The 23551-nt window shown below is 63.8% G+C and carries 20 protein-coding genes; 10 read left to right on the top strand and 10 right to left on the bottom strand.

All coding sequences use genetic code 11. From position 1 onward, the window contains the following. The 3 genes from PV375_RS03960 to PV375_RS03950 are packed head-to-tail and all read left to right on the top strand — an operon-like array spanning nucleotide 1 to nucleotide 2737. Complete coding sequence (locus tag PV375_RS03960; protein WP_332106224.1) at nucleotides 1-972, top strand: ABC transporter substrate-binding protein; 972 nt, start codon at nucleotides 1-3, stop codon at nucleotides 970-972. A gap of 26 nt (nucleotides 973-998) precedes the next feature. Continuing rightward, entirely contained in the window at nucleotides 999-1946 is a 948-nt protein-coding gene (locus PV375_RS03955) for an amino acid ABC transporter permease (protein WP_332106223.1), read from the top strand. Nucleotides 1947-1966: 20 nt separating this feature from the next. Beyond that, nucleotides 1967-2737, top strand: coding sequence for an amino acid ABC transporter ATP-binding protein (locus tag PV375_RS03950; protein ID WP_332106222.1), 771 nt, complete (start codon nucleotides 1967-1969; stop codon nucleotides 2735-2737). Between the two features lie 183 nt (nucleotides 2738-2920). On the opposite strand, the gene purF is transcribed toward PV375_RS03950, so the two are convergent. Next, on the bottom strand, nucleotides 2921-4384 hold the full coding sequence (gene purF, locus PV375_RS03945; RefSeq protein WP_332106221.1) for an amidophosphoribosyltransferase: 1464 nt from the start codon (nucleotides 4382-4384) through the stop codon (nucleotides 2921-2923). 167 nt (nucleotides 4385-4551) lie between these two features. On the opposite strand from purF, the gene PV375_RS03940 reads away from it, so the two are divergent. Further along, on the top strand, nucleotides 4552-5325 hold the full coding sequence (locus PV375_RS03940; RefSeq protein ID WP_332106220.1) for a tyrosine-protein phosphatase: 774 nt from the start codon (nucleotides 4552-4554) through the stop codon (nucleotides 5323-5325). A gap of 39 nt (nucleotides 5326-5364) precedes the next feature. Next, complete coding sequence (locus PV375_RS03935) at nucleotides 5365-6192, top strand: hypothetical protein (RefSeq protein WP_332106219.1); 828 nt, start codon at nucleotides 5365-5367, stop codon at nucleotides 6190-6192. A gap of 41 nt (nucleotides 6193-6233) precedes the next feature. On the opposite strand, the gene PV375_RS03930 is transcribed toward PV375_RS03935, so the two are convergent. Together PV375_RS03930 and PV375_RS03925 are read right to left on the bottom strand one after the other, a co-directional pair. Beyond that, on the bottom strand, nucleotides 6234-7073 hold the full coding sequence (locus tag PV375_RS03930) for a cytochrome c biogenesis CcdA family protein (protein WP_332106218.1): 840 nt from the start codon (nucleotides 7071-7073) through the stop codon (nucleotides 6234-6236). Between the two features lie 6 nt (nucleotides 7074-7079). Further along, nucleotides 7080-7883, bottom strand: coding sequence for a DsbA family protein (locus PV375_RS03925; protein WP_332106217.1), 804 nt, complete (start codon nucleotides 7881-7883; stop codon nucleotides 7080-7082). A gap of 477 nt (nucleotides 7884-8360) precedes the next feature. Here PV375_RS03925 and purM point away from each other — a divergent pair, with 477 nt between their 5' ends. Together purM and PV375_RS03915 are read left to right on the top strand one after the other, a co-directional pair. Then, a complete protein-coding gene (gene purM, locus PV375_RS03920; protein ID WP_332106216.1) occupies nucleotides 8361-9464 on the top strand; it encodes a phosphoribosylformylglycinamidine cyclo-ligase in 1104 nt (367 codons plus the stop codon). 98 nt (nucleotides 9465-9562) lie between these two features. Then, nucleotides 9563-10735 (top strand): FAD-dependent monooxygenase, encoded by a 1173-nt coding sequence (locus PV375_RS03915; protein ID WP_332106215.1) that lies wholly within the window; start codon nucleotides 9563-9565, stop codon nucleotides 10733-10735. Between the two features lie 358 nt (nucleotides 10736-11093). Here the strand turns inward: PV375_RS03915 and PV375_RS03910 are convergent, their stop codons facing one another. Both PV375_RS03910 and PV375_RS03905 read right to left on the bottom strand, forming a co-directional pair. Then, entirely contained in the window at nucleotides 11094-11474 is a 381-nt protein-coding gene (locus PV375_RS03910) for an SdpI family protein (RefSeq protein ID WP_332106214.1), read from the bottom strand. A 7-nt stretch (nucleotides 11475-11481) separates the two neighbouring features. Beyond that, complete coding sequence (locus PV375_RS03905; protein ID WP_332106213.1) at nucleotides 11482-11697, bottom strand: DUF3073 domain-containing protein; 216 nt, start codon at nucleotides 11695-11697, stop codon at nucleotides 11482-11484. A 190-nt stretch (nucleotides 11698-11887) separates the two neighbouring features. On the opposite strand from PV375_RS03905, the gene PV375_RS03900 reads away from it, so the two are divergent. After that, entirely contained in the window at nucleotides 11888-13021 is a 1134-nt protein-coding gene (locus PV375_RS03900) for an NAD(P)-binding domain-containing protein (RefSeq protein ID WP_332106212.1), read from the top strand. A gap of 26 nt (nucleotides 13022-13047) precedes the next feature. Here PV375_RS03900 and PV375_RS03895 read toward each other — a convergent pair whose 3' ends face one another. The 4 genes from PV375_RS03895 to PV375_RS03880 all read right to left on the bottom strand — a co-directional run bounded on the left by PV375_RS03895 (nucleotide 13048) and on the right by PV375_RS03880 (nucleotide 16329). Further along, nucleotides 13048-13407 carry a fluoride efflux transporter FluC gene (locus tag PV375_RS03895; RefSeq protein WP_332106211.1) on the bottom strand — a complete coding sequence of 120 codons (360 nt, stop codon included), beginning with the start codon at nucleotides 13405-13407 and terminating at the stop codon, nucleotides 13048-13050. Further along, on the bottom strand, nucleotides 13404-13850 hold the full coding sequence (locus PV375_RS03890; RefSeq protein ID WP_332106210.1) for a fluoride efflux transporter FluC: 447 nt from the start codon (nucleotides 13848-13850) through the stop codon (nucleotides 13404-13406). The genes PV375_RS03895 and PV375_RS03890 overlap by 4 nt, the downstream gene beginning before the upstream one ends. A gap of 527 nt (nucleotides 13851-14377) precedes the next feature. Continuing rightward, the gene (locus PV375_RS03885; protein WP_332106209.1) at nucleotides 14378-15199 is read right to left on the bottom strand and encodes a PadR family transcriptional regulator; all 822 of its coding nucleotides are present in this window, start codon (nucleotides 15197-15199) and stop codon (nucleotides 14378-14380) included. Further along, nucleotides 15196-16329 carry a hypothetical protein gene (locus tag PV375_RS03880; RefSeq protein ID WP_332106208.1) on the bottom strand — a complete coding sequence of 378 codons (1134 nt, stop codon included), beginning with the start codon at nucleotides 16327-16329 and terminating at the stop codon, nucleotides 15196-15198. The genes PV375_RS03885 and PV375_RS03880 overlap by 4 nt, the downstream gene beginning before the upstream one ends. Before the next feature lie 260 nt (nucleotides 16330-16589). On the opposite strand from PV375_RS03880, the gene PV375_RS03875 reads away from it, so the two are divergent. Beyond that, entirely contained in the window at nucleotides 16590-19775 is a 3186-nt protein-coding gene (locus PV375_RS03875; RefSeq protein WP_332106207.1) for an efflux RND transporter permease subunit, read from the top strand. A 103-nt stretch (nucleotides 19776-19878) separates the two neighbouring features. On the opposite strand, the gene PV375_RS03870 is transcribed toward PV375_RS03875, so the two are convergent. Continuing rightward, nucleotides 19879-20166 carry a hypothetical protein gene (locus PV375_RS03870; protein ID WP_332106206.1) on the bottom strand — a complete coding sequence of 96 codons (288 nt, stop codon included), beginning with the start codon at nucleotides 20164-20166 and terminating at the stop codon, nucleotides 19879-19881. Between the two features lie 178 nt (nucleotides 20167-20344). Here PV375_RS03870 and PV375_RS03865 point away from each other — a divergent pair, with 178 nt between their 5' ends. Continuing rightward, entirely contained in the window at nucleotides 20345-23326 is a 2982-nt protein-coding gene (locus tag PV375_RS03865) for a lamin tail domain-containing protein (RefSeq protein ID WP_332106205.1), read from the top strand. The last annotated feature ends 225 nt before the right edge of the window (nucleotides 23327-23551 follow it).

The following is a 23551-nucleotide window of genomic DNA, read 5'->3' as shown; positions in this document are numbered from 1 at the left end:
ATGATGAATAGGATGCGTGCCCGTGCGCTCGTGGCGGCCGCCGGGATGCTCTCGGTCACCACGGCACTCACCGGATGCGGTGGACAGTGGCTGTGGGAGGTGGAACAGGCCGCTTCGAAAGACCTTTCACAGGTCAATTACCTGCCTGTGCCCGACGACGAACGAGCCAAGTCGATCATTGAGGGTATTGAACCCAACGAAGAGCTGCGCGCCAAGGTGCCCGAGGAGTACCTCGCAAACGGCGTGAAATGGACCACGTCGGTGGGTTATGCGCCAATGGAGCTATTTGGTGAGAACGGCGAAGACATCATCGGGGTCGACCCGGCGATCGCTCAGGCATTGATGCGCAAACTCGGCCTTGAAATGACCATTGAAGACCAGGAGTTCAACTCGCAGATTCCGGGTGTCCTCGCCGGTCGCTACGACGCGGTGATCAGCTCGATGACCGACAACGAAGAACGACGTCAGAGCATGACCTTCGTCGACTATGTGCAGTCGGGCAACGCCTTCCTGGTCGCTGAGGGGAATCCACTGGGCGTGCAAAACCCGATGGACCTGTGTGGCGAAATCATCGCCGTGGTTGATGCCGGTTCGAGCGCCGCGCTCGTTGATGAAATGTCACAGGATTGCGTCGACGCGGGTAAACCCGCCTACGAGGTGCTGCGCTTCGAGGGCGACCAGAACGCTAACCTGGCGCTGAAGAGTGGCCGCGCTGACGCCACCGTGACCGATTATCCGGTGGCACAGTGGCACGCATCCAACCCCGAGAACAAACTCGACTCGGTCGTCATCGAGGGTGACGAGAGTATCTGGGGTATCGGCGTTGGCAACGATGACGAAGAGTTCGCAAAGGTTTTGCAGGAAGCGCTGCAGGAACTCATCGACGACGGCACCTACGCCAAAATTCTCGCCGCCTGGGATGTCGAGGAAATGGCGATCGAAACCGCAACCATCAACGGTGGCAATAACTAGCCGCATCCGTGGCAGAAAGGGCACTCATGTCGAATCGACGCACAGCGCCGTTCACTACTGATGACGGCTCCGAATTCGCGATCGAACGCCGCGCGCATCCTTGGCGCTGGGTAACCGCAATTGTCGCCATTCTCGTGGTGATTTGGGTTGCTTCGATCATTTTCTTTAACGAACGTATCCACTGGGATGCGGTGGGCCAGTACCTCTTCGATGGCCGAATCCTGCGCGGTATTGGCGTCACGATCTGGATCAGTATCACGGCTACCGCACTCGGCCTGGTGCTCGGTGTGGTGATTGCCGTGATGAAGCTTTCGCACAATCCGGTGCTGAAGTGGATCGCCGAGGCATACATCTGGTTTTTCCGCGGCACGCCGGTGCTGGTGCAGCTGATCTTCTGGTTCAACCTGGCGTTCCTGTTGCCGTATATCACCATCCAAATTCCGTGGACACTGATCGGCTACCGCTGGGACACTAACGATGTCATCTCCGGAGCGACCGCAGCGGTGCTGGGGCTGGGGCTGAACCTGGCGGCCTACTTCGCCGAGACCGTGCGTGCCGGTATCCTCGCCGTCGACAAGGGGCAGACCGAAGCCGCACTCGTTGGCGGAATGACCCGTGGTCAGGCGATGCGCCTGGTCGTGTTGCCGCAGGCCCTGCGCATCGTAATCCCGCCGACCGCCAACGAATTTATCTCGATGCTGAAGACCACCTCGCTCATTATCGTGGTGGCCGGCAACGACCTCATGTCAGAGGCAAGCAAGATCTACAAGCAGAACAACATGATTATTGAGCTGCTGATCGTGGCCAGCCTGTGGTACATGCTGATGACCGCCATCGCCACCTACCTGCAGTCGCGTCTCGAGCGGCGCTTCGGCAAGGATCGCGTGCGGGTTGCGCGCGGCAACGGCACCCAGGGGCGTCTCATCGACCTGGTGACCAGCCCCATCAAGATGCCGGCTCGGAACGCGAAATAACCTCGAGAGGACAACAAACCATGACTGCAAATGAGGTTCTGGTGCGCGCACGGGGTGTGCGCAAGAGCTTTGGCGAGGTAGAAGTGCTGCGCGGCATCGACTTTGATGTGCACCGCGGCGAGGTGAGCGTGATCATCGGCCCCTCGGGGTCGGGGAAATCAACCTTCCTGCGCGCCATCAATGGACTCGAATTCATTGATGAAGGCAGCCTCACTGTCGATGGCCAAGAGGTGGGCTACACGCTCGAAAATGGGCGGGCTCGAGAGTGGAGCGACCGGGAATTTGCCGATTTCCGTTCACGGATCGGCATGGTCTTCCAACGCTTCAACCTGTATAACCACGTGGATGCGTTGGAGAACGTGGCCATGAGCCTGATCCACGTGAAAAAGATGAGCAAGTCGGCGGCCCGGGAACGGGCGATGCAAGAACTCGAGCGCGTTGGGCTTGGCTCGCACGCCGAGAAGATGCCCCACCAGCTTTCGGGTGGTCAACAGCAGCGCGTGGCGATCGCCCGGGCGTTGGCCCTCGATCCCGAGCTGATGCTGTTTGACGAGCCCACGAGCGCCCTCGACCCCGAGCTGGTGGATGAGGTGCTCGCCACGATGAAGGAGCTTGCTGCTGCCGGCATGACGATGGTGGTGGTCACTCACGAGATCGGATTCGCGCGTGAGGTGGGAGACTCGCTCGCGTTCTTCGATGAGGGCACTGTGGTTGAAAAGCGCTCGCCGGAAGAGCTGCTGACGCAAACGCAGTCGATTCGCATCCAAAACTTCATCGAAGCGGTGCGCTAGCGCGGAAGGCGGCGAGGGGGATGCACGCCTGCGGGCGGCATCCCCCTCGCCGTGTCTCAGCGGCATTTGTGTGTCTTCGCGTCGTTTGTGTGTGTTCTGCCACACACGGTTGACGCTAAGACACACACAAGCCTCGGGTCGCTCGGTGCACACCGCACGTCGCGCACCTGCTGCGCGCCGGCGCTACGACTTGCGCGAGTTCTCGAGCCAGGCGAGGTACTCCGGGGTCACCGTGCCGGTCACGTATTCACCGGTGAAACACGACATATCCAGTTGCTTGAGCTCGGTACCTTCGGTGATCGCCGCGAACAGATCGTCTACATCCTGGTAGACCAGCGCATCCGCCCCGATCACCGAACGCACCTCTTCAACCGTGCGGGCCGATGCCACCAGCTCACCGCGAGTGGGCATATTGATGCCGTACACGTGCGGATAACGAACCGGCGGCGCAGCCGAGGCAAAGAACACCTTCTTCGCACCGGCAGCGCGCGCCATCTCCACGATCTCCTTCGAGGTGGTGCCGCGCACGATCGAGTCGTCAACGAGCAGCACATTTTTGCCCTCGAATTCCACGGGCATCGCGTTGAGTTTCTGGCGCACCGACTTTTTGCGAACCTTCTGACCGGGCATGATGAACGTACGGCCGATATAGCGGTTTTTGTAAAAACCCTCGCGATAGTCGAGGCCGAGCACCCGTGCGAGCTCCATCGCTGCGGGGCGGGCTGAGTCGGGGATCGGCATAACCACGTCGATATCGTCGAGCGGAATCTCGCGTTCTACCTTGCGAGCGAGTTTCTCACCCATCCGCAGCCGCGAGTTATACACCGAAATACCGTTCATGGTCGAGTCGGGACGCGCCAAATAAACGTATTCAAACGAGCACGGCGCCAACTTGGTCGCACCGTCATATTCGCGGCTGTACAGCTTACCGGCGGTGGTGATCCACACGGCCTCACCCGGCCGCACCTCGCGCACCAGCTCATAACCACCGGCATCAATCACGAGCGACTCGGATGCAACCACCCACTCGTCGCGGCCGTTGTCGTCGAGCCGGTGGCCGAGCACCAGCGGGCGGATACCGAACGGGTCACGGAAGGCGAGCATCCCGCGCCCTGCGATCAACGAGATCACGGCGTACGAACCTTCAACGCGGTGGTGCACACCGGCAACCGCATCAAACACGTCATCGGCCGTGAGATCGGCATGCTCCGAAGTCATCGTGCGCTGCAGCTCATTGGCGAGCACGTTCAGTAGCAGCTCGGTGTCGGAGTCGCTATTGAGGTGGCGGCGGTCGATGCGGAACAGTTCGTCGCTGAGCTCGCGAGTGTTCGTGAGATTGCCGTTGTGAACTAGCACGATGCCGTAGGGGGCGTTCACGTAGAACGGCTGCACTTCATCCTCGCGCGAGGCCGAACCGCTAGTGGCGTAGCGCACATGGCCCAGGCCCATGTCGCCCAGCAGTGAGCGCATATCGCGGGTGCGGTATGCCTCGCGCACCTGCCCTTTCGCCTTCACGCTGTGCAGGGTGTTGCCTTCGAGGGTGGTGATCCCGGTCGAGTCTTGCCCGCGGTGTTGCAGCAGCAGCAGCGAGTCGTAGATTTGCTGGTTGACGGGGCTGGTCGAAACGTGACCGACGATGCCACACACGGTAGGGGATACTCCCTCAGGGTTAGAGTTGCAGAGAAACGGCTGTTCACCATTCTGTCACTTTTGCGGGGCGGTGGATGCGAAAAATTGGGATATTGAGCGTGGATGCACGCATCGCCGCGCCACACACCCAGGCCGCGGCTAGCTGCATCCCGGACAATGTCGGCATGGCGCATCAGCAACGCATCCGAAATTGGGAAGGTTTTTACAACGCACGCGACCTTGGCGGGTTGCCGCTGCGCGATGGTGGCAGCACCCGGTTCGGTGCCTATGTGCGCTCAGCCGATCTGCGTTACGCCACCGAATCGGGCCTCGGCGCAGCCTACGACGAGGGGTTTCGCACGGTGCTCGATCTGCGAAACGACTTCGAGACTCGGATTGAGCCGCGCTCCCCGGATGATGAGCGCGCGAACGCTGGTCGGGTGCCGCCGAGCCCCGAAGCTGAGCTGCCCGAGGGGATGTTCGGGGTGCGGGTGCCGCTTGATGACATCCGGGCGAGCAAATTTTGGCAGCGGATGCGCGCCGAGCACCGTGCCGGGACGCCACGCTTTTTCCGTCCGGTGCTCGAAGAAACCCCCGATCGAGTGGTTGCTGTGCTGCGCACAATGGCGACCGCACCCGGGGGAGTCGTGTATCACTGCGCCATTGGCCGTGATCGCACCGGGCTGATCACCGCGGTGCTGCTGTCGCTCGCCGGTGTCGAACCCGAGGCGATCGCTGCCGACTACGCGCTCACCGCATCCGAACTGGCGCCGTTCTTCGCTCGCATGGGGTTTCCCGATCACGGCCCGCACATTGCCGAGCGGCTCGCCGAACTCGGGTTCACGGTCGAGTCGGCCGTGCTCGAACAGCTCGACGGGTTCGATGCTTGGGATGTGATGCGTCGCGCCGGGCTCACGGATGCCGAACTCGAGCGGCTGGCGGCGCCGCTAATCGGCTGACGGTGGCCGGCAGACTGGCGCATCGGGCATCATGAAGCTATGAACAATCTGCGCACTATCGACCGGGCGACCGGCGTGGTTCGTGCCGCGCTGCTTCTCGCTGGCGCGCTCAGCGCGGTGACGCTCACACTGCTCGCGACCACCGACCTCGGCCCGCACGCCCTCATCGTAGAAGCCTTCGTCTTCGATGTGGCGTGGCTCACCGCCGCCGGTATCAGCATCTATTTTCTGCGCACCCGCGAGTGCGGACGCACCGTTCGTCAATCATGGCAGCTGGTGGCCAGGCGAGTCGTCCCGGGCAGTGTGCGCCACTTTTTTCTGCTCGAACTGACCGGCCTGCGCGCACTCGCGGGCACGATATTGCGGCGACAACCGATCGTCCCGGCAGCCGCGACGCCTGTGCATCCTCGCCGCGGGGTGGATGCGTTTCTCGCCGCAATGATCGTGATCGTTGCGATCGAAGCCGCGGTTATGGAACTGGTGGTGCCGTGGCTGCAGCTGCGCCTGATCATCCACGTGTTTGAGGCGTACGCGATCATCTTCGTGCTCGGGCAGATGCTCGTGCCGCACCAATTTCCGCACTACGTCACACGAGACGAACTCGTGCTGCGGTCGGGCACGCGCGAGATTGCCCGCATCCCGCTCAGGAATATCAGCGCCGCAGCAAAACAGCTCGACACGTCGGTCACCAGCAACGAGGTGCGCGGGGGTGTGCTTCGACTTCCGATGCGCGGCGAGTGCACTCACGCGCTGCGGCTGCGCACGCCTCACGAAGTCACGCTTCCCGGATGGACGTGCGACGTGCGGGCACAGGTCTCCGAAATCCGGCTCGCGACCGAAAGCGACCTCACGGGCCTAGCTGGTTAGTGGAGGCGTGGTCCGCCGACGGAAGATCGGCTCATGGTAGCTCACGCATCCGTCGAATCATCCGCGCCTGCCGCCTCAGCCCGCCGGTTTCGGGATGCAATGAACACCGCCCCCAACGCCACCAGCGCCGCGACCAACACGACCACAAGATCAGAAACGCCCGCGGTTGCATCCAGCGCGCCAACCTCGATCTGCTGCTGCGTGCCGATCGGCAGGAACGCCGGCAGGTTCGCGGTGCCGTTCGACCACCACAACAGGATGCCGAAACCGATCGCGATCAGGCCCGAAATGATCGACGCCCAGTCGTTGCGCCACTTACCGACGCGCAGCTCGCGCGGGCGCAACCAATTGCGCAGCCGCGGGCCGAGCGGCCGCCACAAAAGCGAAAGCACGATCAGCGGCAGTGCCATCCCGAGCGCATAAATTGCCAGCAGCATCCCGCCATAAATCGCCGACCCGCCGGCAGCGGCGACCGTCAGCACCGAGCCGAGAATCGGGCCCGCGCACACTCCCGCAACCGCGTACACCGCCCCGAGCAGAAACATCGCCGCGCCCGAAGTCGAGTCGGTGCCGCCGCGGCTGAGCCCCGGAAGTTGGATACCGAGCACTTGCACGAGCCCCAGCGCCAACAAAATGACTACCGCGACCGAGATCAGTGTGCCGCGATGCTGCAGCAGCAGGCCGCCAACCGCACCCGCGAACAATCCCAACGGCACGAGCGAGGTGAGTAGGCCCAACGTGAACAGGCCCGCGCGGGTCAGCAGCGTGCGCGGATCGGCGAAGGTGGTTGCGAAAAACGCGGGCAGCAGCATCACCGAACACGGACTCAGCAGCGACAGCACACCGCCAACCAGCGCGCCCGCGAAACCGATGTCGATCATCCGCCGCTACTCCACACCCAGGCGGGCGAGCTCTTCATCGATGACGTGCTCGAACGTTTCGAGCGGATAGGCACCGCGCAGCGCACCGCTATTGAGCACAAACGTGGGCGTTGAGTTCACGCCAATCATCACGGCCTCTTCGTAGTCGGCCTGCACGAGCTGCAGCAGTTCGGGCGAGTCGAGATCGGCTTCGAATTTTTCGAGATCGGGAACGCCGACCTCTTTGGCGATTTCGAGGATGCGTTCGCGCGGCAGGTCGGTGTGGCCACTGCCGGTGGATTCGTTGAAAATCGCGCGGTTGTAGTCGAGGAACATGCCCTGTTCGCCGGCGGCTCGGGCAGCTACCGCGGCGCCGGTCGACTGCTCGCCGAAGATGGGGGTGTCGCGCCATTCGATGCGCAGTTTTCCGGTTTCGACGTATTTTTTGATGAGTTCGGGCTGGGTTTCGGTGGCGTAGAGCGCGCAGTAGGGGCAGCGGTAGTCGCTGTATTCGATCATCACCAGCGGTGCATCCACATCGCCGATTGCCGTGTAGTCGTCGGCGTCGCGGCGGGCGAGGTCGGCGAGCGATTCGGGCTGCGTTTTCTGTTTTGCTTCGGGGTTTTGGTTTGCCGCTGCGTCTTGTTGGGTGCTTTGGTTGTTTTGGCTGCTTTGGCTGTTTTGGGTGGCTGCTGGCTGGTTGTTGGCGGCGCGTTCCTGTGTGACTTCGCTTCCGGGCCCTGCCGGCCGAGCAAAAATTGCGATCACGGCGATGAGCGCCACCGCCACAATCGCGCCGATCAGCCACTTTTCACGATTCGAAAACTTCACGTCTGCATCCACTCCAGGTACCGACCCAAACCAACCTGCATTATTGCAGCCGCCCCCTAGTTTGCCCTGCTCTGATACCTGGGTGCCGTGCAGGCCCGTGCGCCCGTGCAGGCCAGTGCAGGCCAGTGCGGGCCCGTGCAGGCCCGTGCAGGCCAGTGCGGGGCCCGTGCAGATTTTTGTTTCTTGACTGCATCCCTGTTGCGAAATTTGTTTCCTGGCTGCAGGCGCCCTGCGGAATTTTGTTTCCTGGCTGCAAAATCGGGGTTTTTCTCGGGTGAAACGTTTCAAACCCCGGTTTTGCAGTCAAAAAACAAAAAACAGGAAACAAAAATCTGAGGCCAGGAAACAAAAATCAGCAACAACAGGGGGTAGGGATGCAGGGGGCAGGCATGCGGCCGGGACAGCAGGACGCGGCCGGGACGGCGATATGCGCGCCGGCACCAGCCGCCGGCGCGCAAACCGCCTAGGCTAGAAAGCATGAGTGACGACCTCTACGCATCGGCCGGTGTTGACACTGCTGCGGGCGACCGCGCAGTTGAACTCATGAAAGCGGCGGTGAAGGCTACCCACGGGCCAGAAGTGCTCGGCGGCGTCGGCGGATTTGCCGGCATGTTCGACGCATCGGCGCTGACCGGGATGCGTCGCCCGCTACTGGCTACATCCACCGATGGGGTGGGCACCAAGGTGGCGATCGCGCAGGCGATCGACAAGCACGACACGATTGGCCAGGACCTTGTCGGCATGGTCGTCGACGACATCATCGTGGTCGGCGCCCGACCGCTGTTCATGACCGACTACATTGCCTGCGGACGGGTGGTCCCCGAGCGCATCGCCGCAATCGTTGAGGGCATCGCCAAGGCATGCGCCGCCACCGGCACCGCGCTCACCGGCGGCGAAACCGCGGAACACCCGGGTCTGCTTGGTCCCGATGACTACGATGTCGCCGGTGCCGCGACGGGTGTGGTTGAGGCCGATCGCGTGCTCGGTGCCGAGCGCGTCACTGATGGCGATGTGGTGCTCGCGCTCGCCGCATCCGGCCCGCACTCGAACGGATACTCGCTCATCCGCCGCATCATCGCCGACCGCGGTATCGACTATCGCGATCACGCCGCCGACTTCGGGACCAGTTGGGGCGAGGCGCTGCTCGAACCAACGCGTCTTTACACGGGTGAACTGGTGCGGGTGCTCGCGCGCCCCGAGCTTGACGGCGCTATCCATGCGCTTTCGCACGTCACTGGTGGCGGGATCGCCGCGAATCTCGCACGCGTGTTGCCGCAGGGCTCATGGGTGGAACTCGACCGTTCGCGCTGGTCGCCGCTTCCGGTGTTCCGCGTGCTTTGTGATCTTGCGGATGCATCGCTCGAGTCGGTCGAGGGCACCTGGAATCTTGGCATCGGGATGTTCGCGGTCGTTTCAGCGGCGCAGGCGGATGCAGTGCTTGCGGCCTGCCGGGAAGAGGGACTTGACGGTTGGGTCGCCGGCGAGGTGTCATTCGCCGAGCGTTCGTTCGACGGTTTTATTCAGGGCGCGAAGGGCGTCGACGGCGGCGCTGTGCGTCTCGTCGGCGGCTACAGCAGCTAACGTCCTGAGCTGCCGCCGGGCTTTGTGTGCATCCGCGCGCATTGTGTGTGCTCTGCCACATACAAAGCCCGCGCAGGCACACAAAGGTGGGAGAGACGATGCGTATTGCCATAGTCGGAGCTGGCATCGCCGGGCTGGTCACCGCGGCTGGGATACAGGCCGACGGTCACGAGGTGGCGGTTTTCGAGCGTCGGGATGAACCAAACCCGGTGGGTGCGGGACTCACGCTTTTCAACAACGCCTTTGCAGCGCTCGACCTGCTCGGACTGGGTGATTCGATTCGGCAAATCTCGCGCGACGGAATTGTCAGTGGCGCGATTGCCGCCATGCGCCCGACCCGAAACGGCCCGAAGGTTTCGTGGCTGCTGTCGGTGCCCTCGAGTGCTACAGCAACGATGCGCAGCGTGCACCGCGTGGCACTGCATCGAGAACTGATGGCGCAGCTTGCTCCCGGAACCGTGCGTACTGGCAGTGCCGCGCTGGTCGCCGCCGATGGCACTCCGCAAGTGACGGCCAGTGGCCGAACCGAGCAGTTCGACCTAGTGGTGGTCGCCGATGGGCTCCGCAGCCGCAACCGCGAGATTCTCGGCCTCGACACGGGGTTGCGCTATGCCGGCTATACGGCGTGGCGTGGTGTGACCGAGCAGCCGGTGAGTTTTGCGGTGCAGCCGGGCGAAATCTGGGGCCGCGGTCAGGTGTTTGGCATGGTGCCGCTACCGGATGCGCGAGTGTACTGGTATGCCACCCGAAACACGGCCGAGGGTCAGCGGGTCGACAACGAATATGAGCTTGTTCGCGAAGAGTTTTCGGGTTGGCACGAGACGGTGCAGGAATGCATCGCAGTCACGGCCCCGGATGCGGTGATGCGGCACGACATTTACGACCTTGCCAAGCCGCTCACCTCTTTCGTGCGCGGCCGCACCGTGTTGCTTGGCGATGCTGCGCACGCGATGACGCCGAATCTCGGGCAGGGAGCCGGTCAGGGCATTGAAGATGCCGCAACGCTCACCTGTTTGCTTCGCGACGCGGGTGGTCGGATGCTTCGCGATGCGAGTGGCGAAGCACTCGATGCGGCGCTGGCGAAATACTCGCAGCTGCGGCAGAAGCGCACGAGCTCGGTGCTGCGACGCTCACGCTCGGCCGGGCTCATGGCCCAGGCAGAGCATCCAGCTGCTGTCGGGTTCCGCAATGCGCTCACTCGCCTCATGCCACCGCAGGTGATGAGCGCGATGACGCAGCGACTGCAGCAGTGGCCCAAACCCGAGCTGTAAAGACTCGCGCTGCTGGGCATTGTGTGTGTCCGCGCGCATTGTGTGTGTCCGCGCGCATTGTGTGTGTTCTGCCACATACAAAGCCCGCGCAGACATACAAAGCCCGCGCGTCAGGAGTTCGAGGACGGGAGCCTCGGGCACGGGGCAGTAGCTTGAGGATGAGCGCCTCGGGCGCGGGGCAGGAGTTCGAGGATGGGAGCCTCGGGCGCGGGGCAGGAGCTTGAGGCTGAGCGCCGCCGGTGCGTGCAAGCGTCTCGACGGGGTGCGCGCACGGATGAGCGCCGCGGGGTGCGCGCATGGATGAGAGCCACGGGCGCGCAGAGAAGAGCGCTCAAGGCAACCGGCGGCGGGCAGTCGCCTACTTCGAGTCGCCCAGCTCGCGCACCGCGGCGCGGTGACCCACGACGATCTGCGCGACCGCGCCCGCGAGCGATGCGGCAATGGCAAGCCCCATCAGCACGAGGAACGGAGTGACGGTGGTGCCAAGCATCCCGCCAACGGCTGCCGCAACGATTGCGGCCCCATTGCATCCCAACGCCCACGGCCAGGCGGCGCGGTGCGCTGCCTGCCAAGCTGCTTCAGATGATCGAGTTGCGGCAGTACGCACCCCAAGAATCCCCGAAAACGGGCCAAAGCGGCCGGCTGCCGAGCCATGAATTGCGACCAGCGTAAGCGTATTACCCACCACGATGATCGCGGCGAGCAGCAGGCTCATCACGAGCCCCGGCGGTTGCAGCATGGTCTAGTTACGCGAAGCGACGTTCGTTGTAGCTACCGTAGTCGTCGGTGCCGTCTTCTTCGTCGTCGAGGTACTCTGACCACTTCGACAGCTCGTCGTTTTCTTTGTTGGCTCGCTGGCCAGCGAGCTCACGCTCAAGCTGCTCATAGTCGGTCTCGGGAATGTTGTATTTGAGTTCCCGGGCGACCTTTGTGTGCTTCGCCTTCTGACGGCCACGCCCCATAGCGCGTAACCCCCCTAACAAGCATGGGCCGGTCGAGAAATGGGTCAACCGGCCGGATGAACGACAGATGCTAATGCCCGAAGAGTTTACCACGCCGTAAGATTGCCTACACGAGAAGCGCATCGCTGTCGGTCATCATTGCGGTCGGTGCGACGCGATTGTCCGCATCACGACGCGGCGGGAGGCTGATTTGGCAGAGCTGTACCGGTCGGTGGATATTGCGGTCATTGGCGCGGGTGCGTCCGGTCTTGCGCTGGGCTATTCGCTGAGCGCGCTGGGGCTCGAGGCGGTGCGCGACTATTTGATCATTGACGATCACCCTGCCCCGGGCGCCACCTGGCAGCACGGTTGGGATTGGGCCACGGTTGGCAGTTCGGTGCGAGTTGGTGAGATTGCCGATCTTCCGGGGCAGCGTGAACTCGGGCTCGGATTTGAGCACTTCGACGTCGATGCGCGCGTGCGGGATGTGATTCCCGAGGTGTGGGCGAAATACGAGGATGCGTACGGCCTGTTTGTTGCCCACGGTGTGCGGGCGCTGCGGGTGGATGAGCAGCGCCGTAACCCCGAGCTGCGCATCACGGTTGCGATGCCGGGTGGCCAGTTGCGGGTGATTGAGGCCGGTGTGGTGGTGAATGCGACCGGTAGCTGGTCGCGGCCGTTTGTGCCGTGGTATCCGGGTGTCGACCGTTTCGAGGGTGCGCAGTTACACCTGTATCAGGTGTCGTCGTTGAGCGAGTTGGCCGGTCGGCAGGTGCTGGTGGTCGGTGCGGGTCGCAGCGCGGTTGCGGGGCTGCTTGAACTTGAGCGGCTTGGTGCGCACACGGTGTGGTCAACGCTACGCGATCCGCAGTTTGAGCATCCCCCGCAGCTGGGTTTGCGGCGGCCGCGCGTGCGCGCGGGTGATTTGGGTTTGCGGCGACGGCAGCGGCTTGAGCGGATGGTGGAGCGCGGCAACTGGTTGCCGAGTGATGCGTCGGTGCGCGCGGTTCCGCTGACTCGCGCCGTGTTTGGGGCGCAGCGGCGGGGGCTGCTGGTGTCGCGCGGCCCGCTCGTGCGGTTTGAATCGGATGCAGTGGTGCTGGATGATGGTTCGCGCGAGCCGATCGATGCGGTGGTGTGGGCCACCGGCGGCCGGGAAGTCACGGGGCATTTGCGGCCGCTGGGGTTGCGGGATGTGGGCGGTTCGGTGAAGGTGCGTGCCGGCTGGTCGCGACGGGATCCGCGGGTTGGTTTTTTGACTTACGGTCCGGGGCTGGATGCATCCGAATCGCTTGATCGTGCCGTTGGGCTGGCAGAGTCGGCGATTGATCGGGTGGCTGATTAGTGGCCGATTTTCATCTGCGGTGCCGGTCACATCCTGCTGGCGATGAAAAAGCCGGCGAACGCGAGGGCGACGCAGATCGCGAGCTGCCCGATTGTATGGGCCACGGCGAGACTGATCGCGCGCTGTTGCAGCAGTTTGTAGGTGTCGAGGCTTGCGGTTGAGAAGGTGGTGAACCCGCCGCAGATACCGATGATTGGCAGGGTGACGACTGCGGGTGCTGCGAAGATGGCGGCTGCGGTGAATCCGAGCACCAGCGAGCCGAGCGCATTGATGATCAGGATGGATAGCGCCGGATGCATCCTGGCGCGCTCTTTCAGGATCGTGTCGAGGATGTAGCGCAGCATCGCGCCGAGGCCGCCACCGATGGCTGTGAACAGGATGGTCACTGGTCGCCTCCGCGTGTTTGTGTGGTGCCGAGGCGCCAGCCGAGTGCGGATGCGCCGAGCCCGATGATGACGGTGGCGAGGGCGGCCACGAGGGCGGTGCCGTTTTGGGTGCTGAGCCCGGTGGCTGCGCTCACAGCCATTGTGGAGTAGGTGGTGAATCCGCCGCACAGGCCGGTGCCGAGGGCGAGCTGCCACCTGGTGGGGATCGTGCGGGCGGTGATGAGGGCGAGTGCGAAGGCGCCGAGGGTGTTGATGGCGAAGAGGGTGAGTAGGTCTGCTGTGGATGATTGGGGGAGTTCGGTCAGCAGGGCCCGCAGCAGTGCGCCCACGGTACCGCCGGCGAAGACGATGCCAGCGTTCAGCAGCAGCTGCGGTGTCGGGGTGACCTCGCGGGCTGCGGGGGTGGATGCGTTGGCGCCGATGCCGGGGTTGTTGGGATGCACATGTTCAACTTAGCGTCGCTCGCACACCGATTGATGCTGCCCTCACCAATTAGCGCTGCCCCACACCGATTGGCGCCGCCCCTCCAATTAGCGCTGCCCCACACCAAGTGACCCTGCCCCACACCAATTAGCGCTGCCCCACACCAAGTGACCCTGTTATTGCTAAGTGACCCTCCTATAGCAGGGTCATTTGGCGGTAACAGGGTCATTTGCTGGTGAAGGGCGGGCGCGGGTGCGGGGGAGCGGAGGTGGCGCAGTGTGGCCGCGCAGGACTCGCGGGCTCGGGATGATTTCGCGGGATGCGGGCGGCTGCGCGGTGTGGCCTCGCGGGTAGGGATGCGCGTGTTCAACATGGCGCTGCCACGACGCCAATTAGCGCTGCCACGACGCCAAGTGACCCTGTTATTGCGGAGTGACCCTCCTATAGCAGGGTCATTTGGCGGTAACAGGGTCACTTGCTGGTAAAACGCGGGGGTGGATGCGCGGGTGCGGGCGGCGCCCCGCGCCCCCGCGCCCCCGCGTCGGGGCTAGCGGCGGTGGATGCCCACCTGTTCGGCGAACCGGCGGGCGTGTTCGCCGAGGCTTTGGCCGAGGTCGGCGACAGCCTCGCTGACGAGCGATCCGGAGCGGGCCGCGAGCCGCGCATCCTGACGCACATCCTGGCGGAACCGCTGCAGCAGCTGGTCCACCTCCCGCACGAGATCGTCCGGTGTTGGCTGTGCCTGCTCGGCTTCGTCGTCGGCGCCTTCAGCGCCAGCGGCATCAGCAGAGGATGCGCCAGCAGCGCCGGCACCGGCACTATCACCACCCGAGGATGCATCAGCAGCGGATGCAGCACCGGCACCATCAGCACCGGCACCATCAGCACCGCCACCAGAGGATGCGCCACCGGCGCCGGTAGCACCGGCACCGGCATCAGCACCACCAGCACCACCACCAGTCGCACCGGCAGCCTCCGACCGCAACTCGCTTGCCAGCCAGTCGAGTTCGTTGCGCAGCGCCAGTCGCGCCTGCATCAGGCCGTCGCGAGCCGAGTCAGCCTGGGGTGCGATCGCCTCGGCTGATTCGGCAATAATCTGCGCGAACTCGTCGGCGCGGGCATCCACCTCAGTCTGCCCCTCGGGCGTGATCGCGTACACGGTTTTACGACCGTCGTCGTGCTTGGTGACCAGGCCTTCGCTTTCGAGTTTGGCCAAGCGCGGATAGATTGTGCCGGCGCTCGGCGCGTAGTTGCCGTTGAACAGATCGTTCAGTTCTTGGATAAGCTCGTAGCCGTGTTGCGGCCGGCGGGCGATGAGGGTCAGGAGCACCAGTCGCAGCTGGCCGTGACGGAATTTCGGGGGAGTCATTCGTTACCTCCTGCGGTCTGCGTCTGGCCGGGTTCAAACGGCTGGTGACCGGATGCGCGCGGCTGGTTTTCAGCGTCACTCGCGTCAGCGTCGCCGGCTGCTGTGGCCGGTGCCGCTTCAGATTGAGTGTTGTGGATGCGGGTGGGCTTCGGTGCCGAACTGAGGTCGACATTCACCGCATCGGTGACGCGATATGCGGCAGCGGCATCGTCACCGGCCGCGGCATCAGAACCAGCGGCGTCGCCACCCACAGCAGCACCAGCACCAGCACCGGCAGCACCAGCACCGGCACCGGCACTGGCCTCACCAGCACCGGCCGTGCTGGCTGCATCCGGCCAGTTGCCGCCTTCGCGCAGCACCACCAGGCGTCCGGTCGCGGTCGAGAGCCGCAGTTTGGTGGTGGCAGTTTCGGCATCGCCCACGCGCTCGGTGCGGCCGCGCAGCGGTTCGAGCACGGTGCTGCCGAGCTGAGCGCGGCCGGTTACGGCGGTTACTTCGGCAAAGGGCGTGACGTCGGCGGGTAGGCGCACTGTGGTGGCGCCCGAGACGCTGATATTGCTGATCCGCGTGGGGACCGAGCCCGCCACATCCACCACTGTGGAGCCCGAGATCGTGTTGCCGCTGAACTCGGTGATCGGGCCGGTGACGGTGACATCGCCCGAGGCGGTGCGAGTGTCAACCGAGCCGCTGTGGCCGCGCACCGAGAGCTCGCCCGTGGCTGAGGTGAGTGTGAGTTTGCCAGCGGTGTTATCGCAGAAGTGCTCGCCACCGAGCGTGGTGATGGTCACATTGCCGTGCACGCCGACGGTGAGCACATTGGCGCTGGTGGCCTTGACATTGACCTCTACCTGGGCGGGCACGAGCACGCTCACGCGCACTTTGGGGTTTTCAAAGAGGGCGCGGGCTGAGCTGCCGAGTTCGTTCCAGCGCAGCTGCGGGTGGTTGATGAGCAGCACATCGCCTTCGAGTGCGACGCGCAGTTCGCTGCCTTCTACTGCCGACACTTCGACGCGGCAGGTGGGTTCATCGTGGGCGATGATGTCGATTGACCCCTGCATGAGGTTGGCGCGAACGTGTCGAACCACTTCGAGGTCGATGGTGGTGGGTGAGTTGATGAGCCACTGTTCCATGTCGATTCCAACTTTCTGTTTGGGATGCCGGCTATGGGTGGGCGAGAGTGGGTCGCGATTGCGATATATCTCGATTTTGAAACTAATGGGATGCGGTGCAAGAGTCAAGATATATCGCGAGATTTTCAGTGACTGGTGACCTCTATTTCGCACCGCATCCAGAACTAAATGGGATGCATCCGCGCCCGCGGGCCACGCAAATTCACCACGGGATAATTCCGAACCTGGTTGCGGCGCACTTTGCATGAAAAACTGGGCGTGTGCGTCGACTAGCAAAACTCTCCCTCGCCAACCGAGCCCTCATCGCGCTCATCACCCTCGCGATCGCGTTTTTTGGGGTGGTCACCCTCAACTCGCTCAAGCAGGAGCTCATCCCCTCGATCTCGCTACCGCAGGTGAGCGTCATGACCACCTACCAGGGTGCCTCACCAGAGATCGTCGACGCCGATATTTCCGCCAAGGTCGAGACCGCACTCCAGGGGCTGCAGGGCCTCGAAAGCACCACCACCACCTCGAGCGCCGGTCGCTCGGTCGTCACCGCCAAATTCAGCTACGGCACCGATCTCGTGTACGCCGAGCAGCGCATCCAACAGGCGGTCAACCGCATCCGTTCCGATCTGCCCGACGATGTCGACCCAACGGTGCTCTCGGGTAGCTTCGACGATCTGCCGGTCGTGCAGCTGGGCGCCACCGGTGGCGACGAAACCGAGCTCGCCGAACACCTGCACAACTACGTCGTTCCAAAACTGCGTGAACTCGACGGCGTACGCGGCGTGACCATCACCGGCGACCAGCCCGACCGCATCTCAATCACACCGCGCGATAGCGATATGGTCGAAAACGCAGTGGCGATCGCCGACATCACCGACGCACTCGAAAACGCCGGGGTGCTCATCCCCGCCGGTCAGCTCACCGAGGGCGACAACACGCTCACGGTGCAGGCCGGCAACCTGGTCAACGACGCCGCCGATCTCGGCAAAATCGCCCTTAAACCCGACCGGCTCGACCCCACCAAGCTCATCACCCTCGCGGATGTTGCCGATGTCGAGCTCGAACCCTCACCCAAGACCACCGTCTCGCGGGTCAACGGCGAAGACGCCCTGACGATCTCAGTCACCAAACGCCCCGCCGCCAACACCGTCGAGGTATCGGATGCGGTTGCCGAGCTGCTGCCCGAACTCAACACGCTCATCCCCGACGGAGCCAAACTCGAAGTCGTTACCGACCAGGCCCCGTTCATCACCCAGTCAATCGACACGCTTGTCACCGAGGGCCTGCTGGGGCTCGCCTTTGCGGTGCTCGTGATTTTTGTGTTCCTGCTCTCGGTGCGCGCGACACTGGTCACCGCGATCTCCATTCCCACCTCGCTGCTGGTGACCTTCATCGCGATGCGATTCGCCGACTATTCGCTCAACATCCTCACGCTCGGCGCGCTCACCATCGCCATCGGGCGCGTGGTGGACGACTCGATCGTGGTGGTAGAAAACATCCGCCGTCACCTGCAGCTGCACCCCACCGCCGCACTGCGTCCGGCCGAACGCGCCCGCGTGGTTGGCGGGGCAGTGGGCGAGGTGGCCACCGCCATCACCGCATCCACTATCGCCACCGTGGCCGTCTATCTGCCGATCGTGTTCGTTGCCGATGTCACCGGCGAACTCTTCCGGCCCTTCGCGCTCACCAGCACCATCGCGATGCTCGCATCCCTGATCGTTTCGCTCACGATTGTGCCGGTGCTGGCCTATTGGCTCCTTGCCGGCGGGCGACTGCGTGCCGCGGCGCAGGCGCAAAAGAACGGTAAACACGCCGCCGAAGACGAGGATGCGAGCGATGAGGCCGCCAGCGAAGACGAGCCAACCAACTGGCTGCAGCGCGCCTATGCGCCGGCGCTGCGCTTTGCTATCCGTCGCCCGGCGCTGGTGCTTATCGCTGCCGCGCTGGTGCTCGGCGGCACCGTCGCCGTCGCACCGCTGATGAAAACCAACTTCCTCGGATCAACCGGACAAGAGAGCTTCAGCATTCGGCAAACGCCGCCCGCCAACGCATCCCTCGCGAATATGGGCGAATATGCCGAGCGGCTTGAGAATGAAATTAAACAGGTCGACGGCATCAAAACCGTGCAGCTGAACTACGGCGACGATGAATTGGCGTCGATGCTCGGCATGAGCTCCGGCAATATCCGCTGGGTCATTGGCACCGAACCGGACGCCAACCCCGACGCCATCGAGCAGGAGCTGCGCGACCGCGTCAACAAACGTGACGACCTCGGCGAAGTGGCCGTCGGTGTCGAAGCCGGCGGCTTCAGCGACGGGTTCGCGGTGCGCGTTTCGGCACCCGAACGCGGCCAGCTCGACGATGCGGTAAAGGCCGCCAGCAGCGCGATTGAATCGGTCGACAGCGTGCAATCGGTACACAGCGGGCTGGATGAAACCCGCCCGTTCATCCGCATGGATATCGACCGAGCGGCCGCGATGCAGTACGGCCTGAACGAGGTTGCGGTGGGCGGCATGGTCGCCCAGGCACTGCAGCCGCTGCCGATCGGCTCGGTGACGATGGACAGCACGCAGGTGCGCATGTACATCGTTGACGACGCCGAGCCGCCGACCTCGGTTGACGAACTGCGCGACCTCGAATTGCAGCTTGGGTTCGGCGCGATTCCGCTGCACGAACTCGCCGATGTTGAGGTTGTTGATGGCCCGGTGGCGGTCACCGCCGCATCCGGCACCCCCTACACCACGCTCGAGATTGCCAGCAGCAGCGACAACCTCGGTGGGCTCAGCGGCGAAATCGAGCGGGCGCTCGCGGACGCCGATCTGCCCGACGGTGTGGCCGCCGAGCTTGACGGCTCGGCTGCCGACCAGCGCACCGCCTTCCAGCAGCTCGGCCTGGCGCTACTCGGTGCCGTGCTGATTGTGTACATCGTGATGGTGGCCACATTTGGCAGCCTGTTGCAGCCGCTGCTGCTGCTCATTTCGGTGCCATTCGCCGCCACCGGGGCGATTTTGCTGCAGGTGGTCACCGGTATCCCGCTGGGTGTGGCCTCGCTGATCGGTGTGCTGATGCTCATCGGCATCGTGGTGACGAACGCCATCGTGCTGGTGGATCTTGTGAATCAATACCGCGGCAAGGGGATGGATGTGGACGGCGCCACTTTTGCCGGTGCGTCACGACGTGTGCGGCCGATTGTGATGACGGCGCTCGCGACCGTGCTCGCGCTCACCCCGATGGGGCTCGGGATCACCGGCCACGGCGGATTCATTTCGCAGCCGATGGCGGTGGTGGTGATCGGTGGTCTGCTTTCGTCGACGCTGCTCACGCTGCTGGTGTTGCCGGCGCTGTATGTGGCGGTAGAGCGGCCGCTGGCCCGGCGCGCGGCCCGGCGTGCCGAGCGTAACGAGCAGCGCATCGCGGCCGCGGGGCTTGAACCGGATGCATCCACAGCCGAGTAGCTGAGTTGGCGGCTGGCTGTAGCTCGCAGCTCTGACTGTAGTTTGCAAAAGCGTCGTCGGCTGGTGTGTGGCTAGCGCCTGTCTAGTAGTGATGCGCTCGCGATCAACCCAGCGTTGCCATCACGATCACGGTGGCAGCGATGCCCGCCAAAGCGATGAGCGCCCACTTCGCCGACTCCTTACTCCGCAGCAAACGGGCTGTTTGAAGGGGCTGGTTGAGTGTCGCCTCCCGCCAAACGTCGGCCAAGCGCCACCATGCCCACGCGGTCGTCAAGAGCCCTGCGCCGGAGATCCAGAACTGCCACTGCGTCATCACAATTGCCGTTACGAACTGAATTGCGGCGATAATGGCGAACCACACGGCGATGACCCGCCCCACTACCAGCAGCATTTTGTGTCACCTCCAGCCGTGACGAACCTCGAGTGCGGACGCCGAAAACAACGGCGAGCACGCCACATACTACGGGGCGTGAGAATTTTTGGTCACGCCCCGTTTACCTTGGCGCAACCTGCTGATTGGTCGGCTTGCCGATGATGCTTAGCATCACCGGATCTACCAAGGAGTTTCTGTGCCTTCATTCCGCCGTATTCCAGCCTTCTTTGCGGCTGCCGTGCTGGGAACAAGCGCGTTGCTCGTGCCTGCGACGCTCGCATCGGCCGCGAGCTATGGCGATAGCGTCGTCATCAACGAAATCGAATCGAGCGGCCCCGGCAACGACTGGGTCGAGCTTCACAACCCCACCGACGCCGCGATCGACATCAGCAACTGGATCGTGCAGGACGACAAAGACCGCATCGGTAACGACGCCTTTGTTTTCCCCGCCGGTACGGTGATTGAACCCGGTGCGTATCTCGTTATTGAAGAGGAGGCCGACTTCAGATTTGGTCTCGGCAAGGCCGACTCGGTGCGACTGTACGACCAGACACAGCAGGCGGTTGACGAGTACAGCTGGAGCGCCCACGCCCCGGTAACCTACGGGCGCAACGCCGAGGGCGTGTGGGGCGAGACCGCGCAGGAAACTCCCGGCGCAGCAAATATTTTCGAACTGCCCACCCAGCCCGGCGAAGTGGTGCTCAACGAGATCGACTCGGGGCCTGCCGACTGGGTTGAGCTGTACAACAAGGGCGACCAGCCCGTTTCGCTCGACGGATACGAGCTGCGCGACAACTCGGACGACCACCGCTGGATGTTCCCGGCTGGCACCACGATCGAGCCCGGTGAATTCCTGGTCGTGGATGCAAAATCGCCCGGCATGATCTGGAACCAGGCCACCAACGCCTATGTCGACGGCACGTTTGAAGGCGCGATCGGCATCGGCTCGGCCGACTCGATGCGGCTCTACAACGCCGACGGCGAAAAAATCGACGAGCACTCGTGGGTTGGCCACGCAAATATCGACGGTGATGAAGCATCCGCAACTCTCGCCCGCTGCCCCGACGGAGCCGGCGCATTCAAGCTCGCGCGCGTAACCATGGGCGCTGCCAACGAGTGTGTGGCGCCAAAGGTGGTCATCAACGAGATCGAATCGAACGGTGACACCGTCAACGGTGACTGGGCCGAAATCAAGAACATCGGCACCGAACCGGTCGACATTTCGGGCTGGCACCTGCTCGACAACGACCCGACGGGTCACGCATCCGATGTCACCCCGGTGGCCGAGGGCACGGTGCTCGAACCGGGTGCCTACTTCGTGTTTGCCGAAAACAAGCAGTTCTCGTTTGGACTGGGCAAGAACGATCTCGTGTCGATCCACGATGCTGACGGTGTGGTTGTAGCCGAGCACGGCTGGACCGGGCACGCCGCCGGTGTGCTGGCCCGCTGCCCCGACGGCACCGGCGAATTTAGGGATGTGGAGGTGTCGACCATCGGCGCCCGCAACGCCTGCGGTAACCCGGTGGTGTTGAGCGAAATTGAGTCGAAGGACGGCGAACCGGGCGACTGGATTGAGCTGTACAACCCGCTCGACACCGACCTCGAAGTGGGCGGTCTTGTGATCAAAGACAACGACGACTCGCACGCCTACACGATCCCCGAGGGCACTGTGATCGCCGCCGGCGGCTACTTCGTGCTTGAAGAGGCCGACTTCGGTTTTGGTCTCGGTGGTGCCGATAGCGTCCGCATTTTTGAGGGTGACGAGCTGGTGCAGGAATACAGCTGGACCGAGCACGCCCCCACCACCCACGCCCTGTGCTCGGGCAGCTGGGGCGTGAGCCAGCGCGCAACCAAGGGCGAGGCAAACCTCTGTGTTGGTGAGATCGAGGCGCAGCCCTGGCCCGGCAGCGACGATGTGCGGGCGGTTGATGGCGACCCGATGTTCCTTGAGGACACTTCGGGCCTCGACACTTTCGGCGACAACCAGCTCTACGTGGTTGATAACGGCACCGGCAAGTTTTGGCTGATGGATGCGCAGGCTGACGGTTCGCTGAAATTTGCCGCCGGTTGGGAAGACGGTAAGCGGGTGCGCTTCCAGAAGGATGCTGACAACCCGGATGCTGCCGGTCCTGACGCCGAGGGCATTTCAGTTGACGGTGCGGGCAACGTCTACATCGGTGTCGAGCGCGACAACTCAGATAAGGGCACGAACTTCAACGCCATTCTGATGGTCGACCCGAACAAGCCCGGCCCCGACCTGGTGGCCGAAAAGGAGTGGAACCTCACCGAGGTGCTGCCCGCCGTGAGCGCGAACACCGGTATCGAAGCCGTCGAGTGGGTGTCGAACGACGACCTCAACGGCAAGCTCTGGGACCAGAACACCGGTAAGCCCTACGATGCGTCACAGTACGCCACCTGGGCTGATGGGCTGTTCTTCGTGGGTGTTGAAAACAACGGCCTCGTCTATGCGGTCGCACTGGCTGAAAACGGCAGCGCCACGATCGTGAACGTGCTCGACCCGAAGCTCGGCGGTGTGATGGCGCTCGACTACGACACCATCGAAAACAAGCTCTGGGTGGTGTGCGACAACGGCTGCGACGGTAAGCACGCTGCGTTTGAGCTCGACGGCACCGAGACGCCGGCGCTTGCCCACTTCGAGCGCGCCGCATCGATGCCGAATGTCAACAACGAGGGATTCGCGCTGAGCTCGGTTTGTGCGGGTGGTGCTCGCTTCGCCTGGTACGCCGAAGACGGTGTTAAATCGAACGCGGTTCGGGTTGTGAGCCTGCCCTGCACCGTGCCGCCGGCTGAGCCTGGTGAGCCTGGTGAGCCCGAGCAGCCCGGTGGGCAGCCTGGTGAGACTGATGAGCCCGAGGCTCCTGGCGCTACCGAGCAGCCCGGTGGCGTTGCCGAACCGGGTAAGCAGGCGCCTGATGCTGCCGATGGTGGCGACGACGCAGCTGGCCTTGCAGCCACTGGTGCGCAGAACATGACCTGGGTGCTCTGGGTTGCCGGTGCCCTGGTGGTAGCTGGTATCGCGCTGTTTGCACTGCGCCGCCGCGGCGGTGCCGAGGGCGACGGTATCGATGTTGACGCGGATGACGCAATCGCCGGCGGCGCAGCTGGTGCAGCTGACGGCGATGCTCCAGAAGGTGACAGCCCGGTCGACAACAACTAGCCGGCCGCACGCGCAGCGGGGTGGGGGCGACTTTCAGTCGCTCCCACCCCGCCTTTTCCGGGGATGCGCATCCCTGCCAGCACCGCCCCCTCGCCCCCTCGCCCCCTCGCCCCCTCGCCCCCTCGCCCCCTCGCCCCCTCGCCCCCTCGCCCCCTCGCCGCCTCCCCGCTTACCCCTCCTCGCCGCCTCCCCGCTCACCCCCTGATCCCCGGAAAAGGCACCGCG

This window comes from Gulosibacter sp. GYB002 (genome assembly GCF_036577665.1).
GTDB classification, from domain to species: domain Bacteria; phylum Actinomycetota; class Actinomycetes; order Actinomycetales; family Microbacteriaceae; genus Gulosibacter; species Gulosibacter hominis.
Note: the sequence above shows the minus strand (reverse complement) of the source record. Positions and strands in the feature narration are given on the sequence as shown.

Coding starts and splice junctions, on each gene's coding strand:
- PV375_RS03960 (WP_332106224.1), top strand. CDS start 1: ATGATGAATAGGATGCGTGCCCGTGCGCTCGTGGCGGCCGCCGGGATG.
- PV375_RS03955 (WP_332106223.1), top strand. CDS start 999: ATGTCGAATCGACGCACAGCGCCGTTCACTACTGATGACGGCTCCGAA.
- PV375_RS03950 (WP_332106222.1), top strand. CDS start 1,967: ATGACTGCAAATGAGGTTCTGGTGCGCGCACGGGGTGTGCGCAAGAGC.
- PV375_RS03940 (WP_332106220.1), top strand. CDS start 4,552: ATGGCGCATCAGCAACGCATCCGAAATTGGGAAGGTTTTTACAACGCA.
- PV375_RS03935 (WP_332106219.1), top strand. CDS start 5,365: ATGAACAATCTGCGCACTATCGACCGGGCGACCGGCGTGGTTCGTGCC.
- PV375_RS03930 (WP_332106218.1), bottom strand. CDS start 7,073: ATGATCGACATCGGTTTCGCGGGCGCGCTGGTTGGCGGTGTGCTGTCG.
- purM (WP_332106216.1), top strand. CDS start 8,361: ATGAGTGACGACCTCTACGCATCGGCCGGTGTTGACACTGCTGCGGGC.
- PV375_RS03915 (WP_332106215.1), top strand. CDS start 9,563: ATGCGTATTGCCATAGTCGGAGCTGGCATCGCCGGGCTGGTCACCGCG.
- PV375_RS03910 (WP_332106214.1), bottom strand. CDS start 11,474: ATGCTGCAACCGCCGGGGCTCGTGATGAGCCTGCTGCTCGCCGCGATC.
- PV375_RS03905 (WP_332106213.1), bottom strand. CDS start 11,697: ATGGGGCGTGGCCGTCAGAAGGCGAAGCACACAAAGGTCGCCCGGGAA.
- PV375_RS03885 (WP_332106209.1), bottom strand. CDS start 15,199: ATGACTCCCCCGAAATTCCGTCACGGCCAGCTGCGACTGGTGCTCCTG.
- PV375_RS03880 (WP_332106208.1), bottom strand. CDS start 16,329: ATGGAACAGTGGCTCATCAACTCACCCACCACCATCGACCTCGAAGTG.
- PV375_RS03870 (WP_332106206.1), bottom strand. CDS start 20,166: ATGCTGCTGGTAGTGGGGCGGGTCATCGCCGTGTGGTTCGCCATTATC.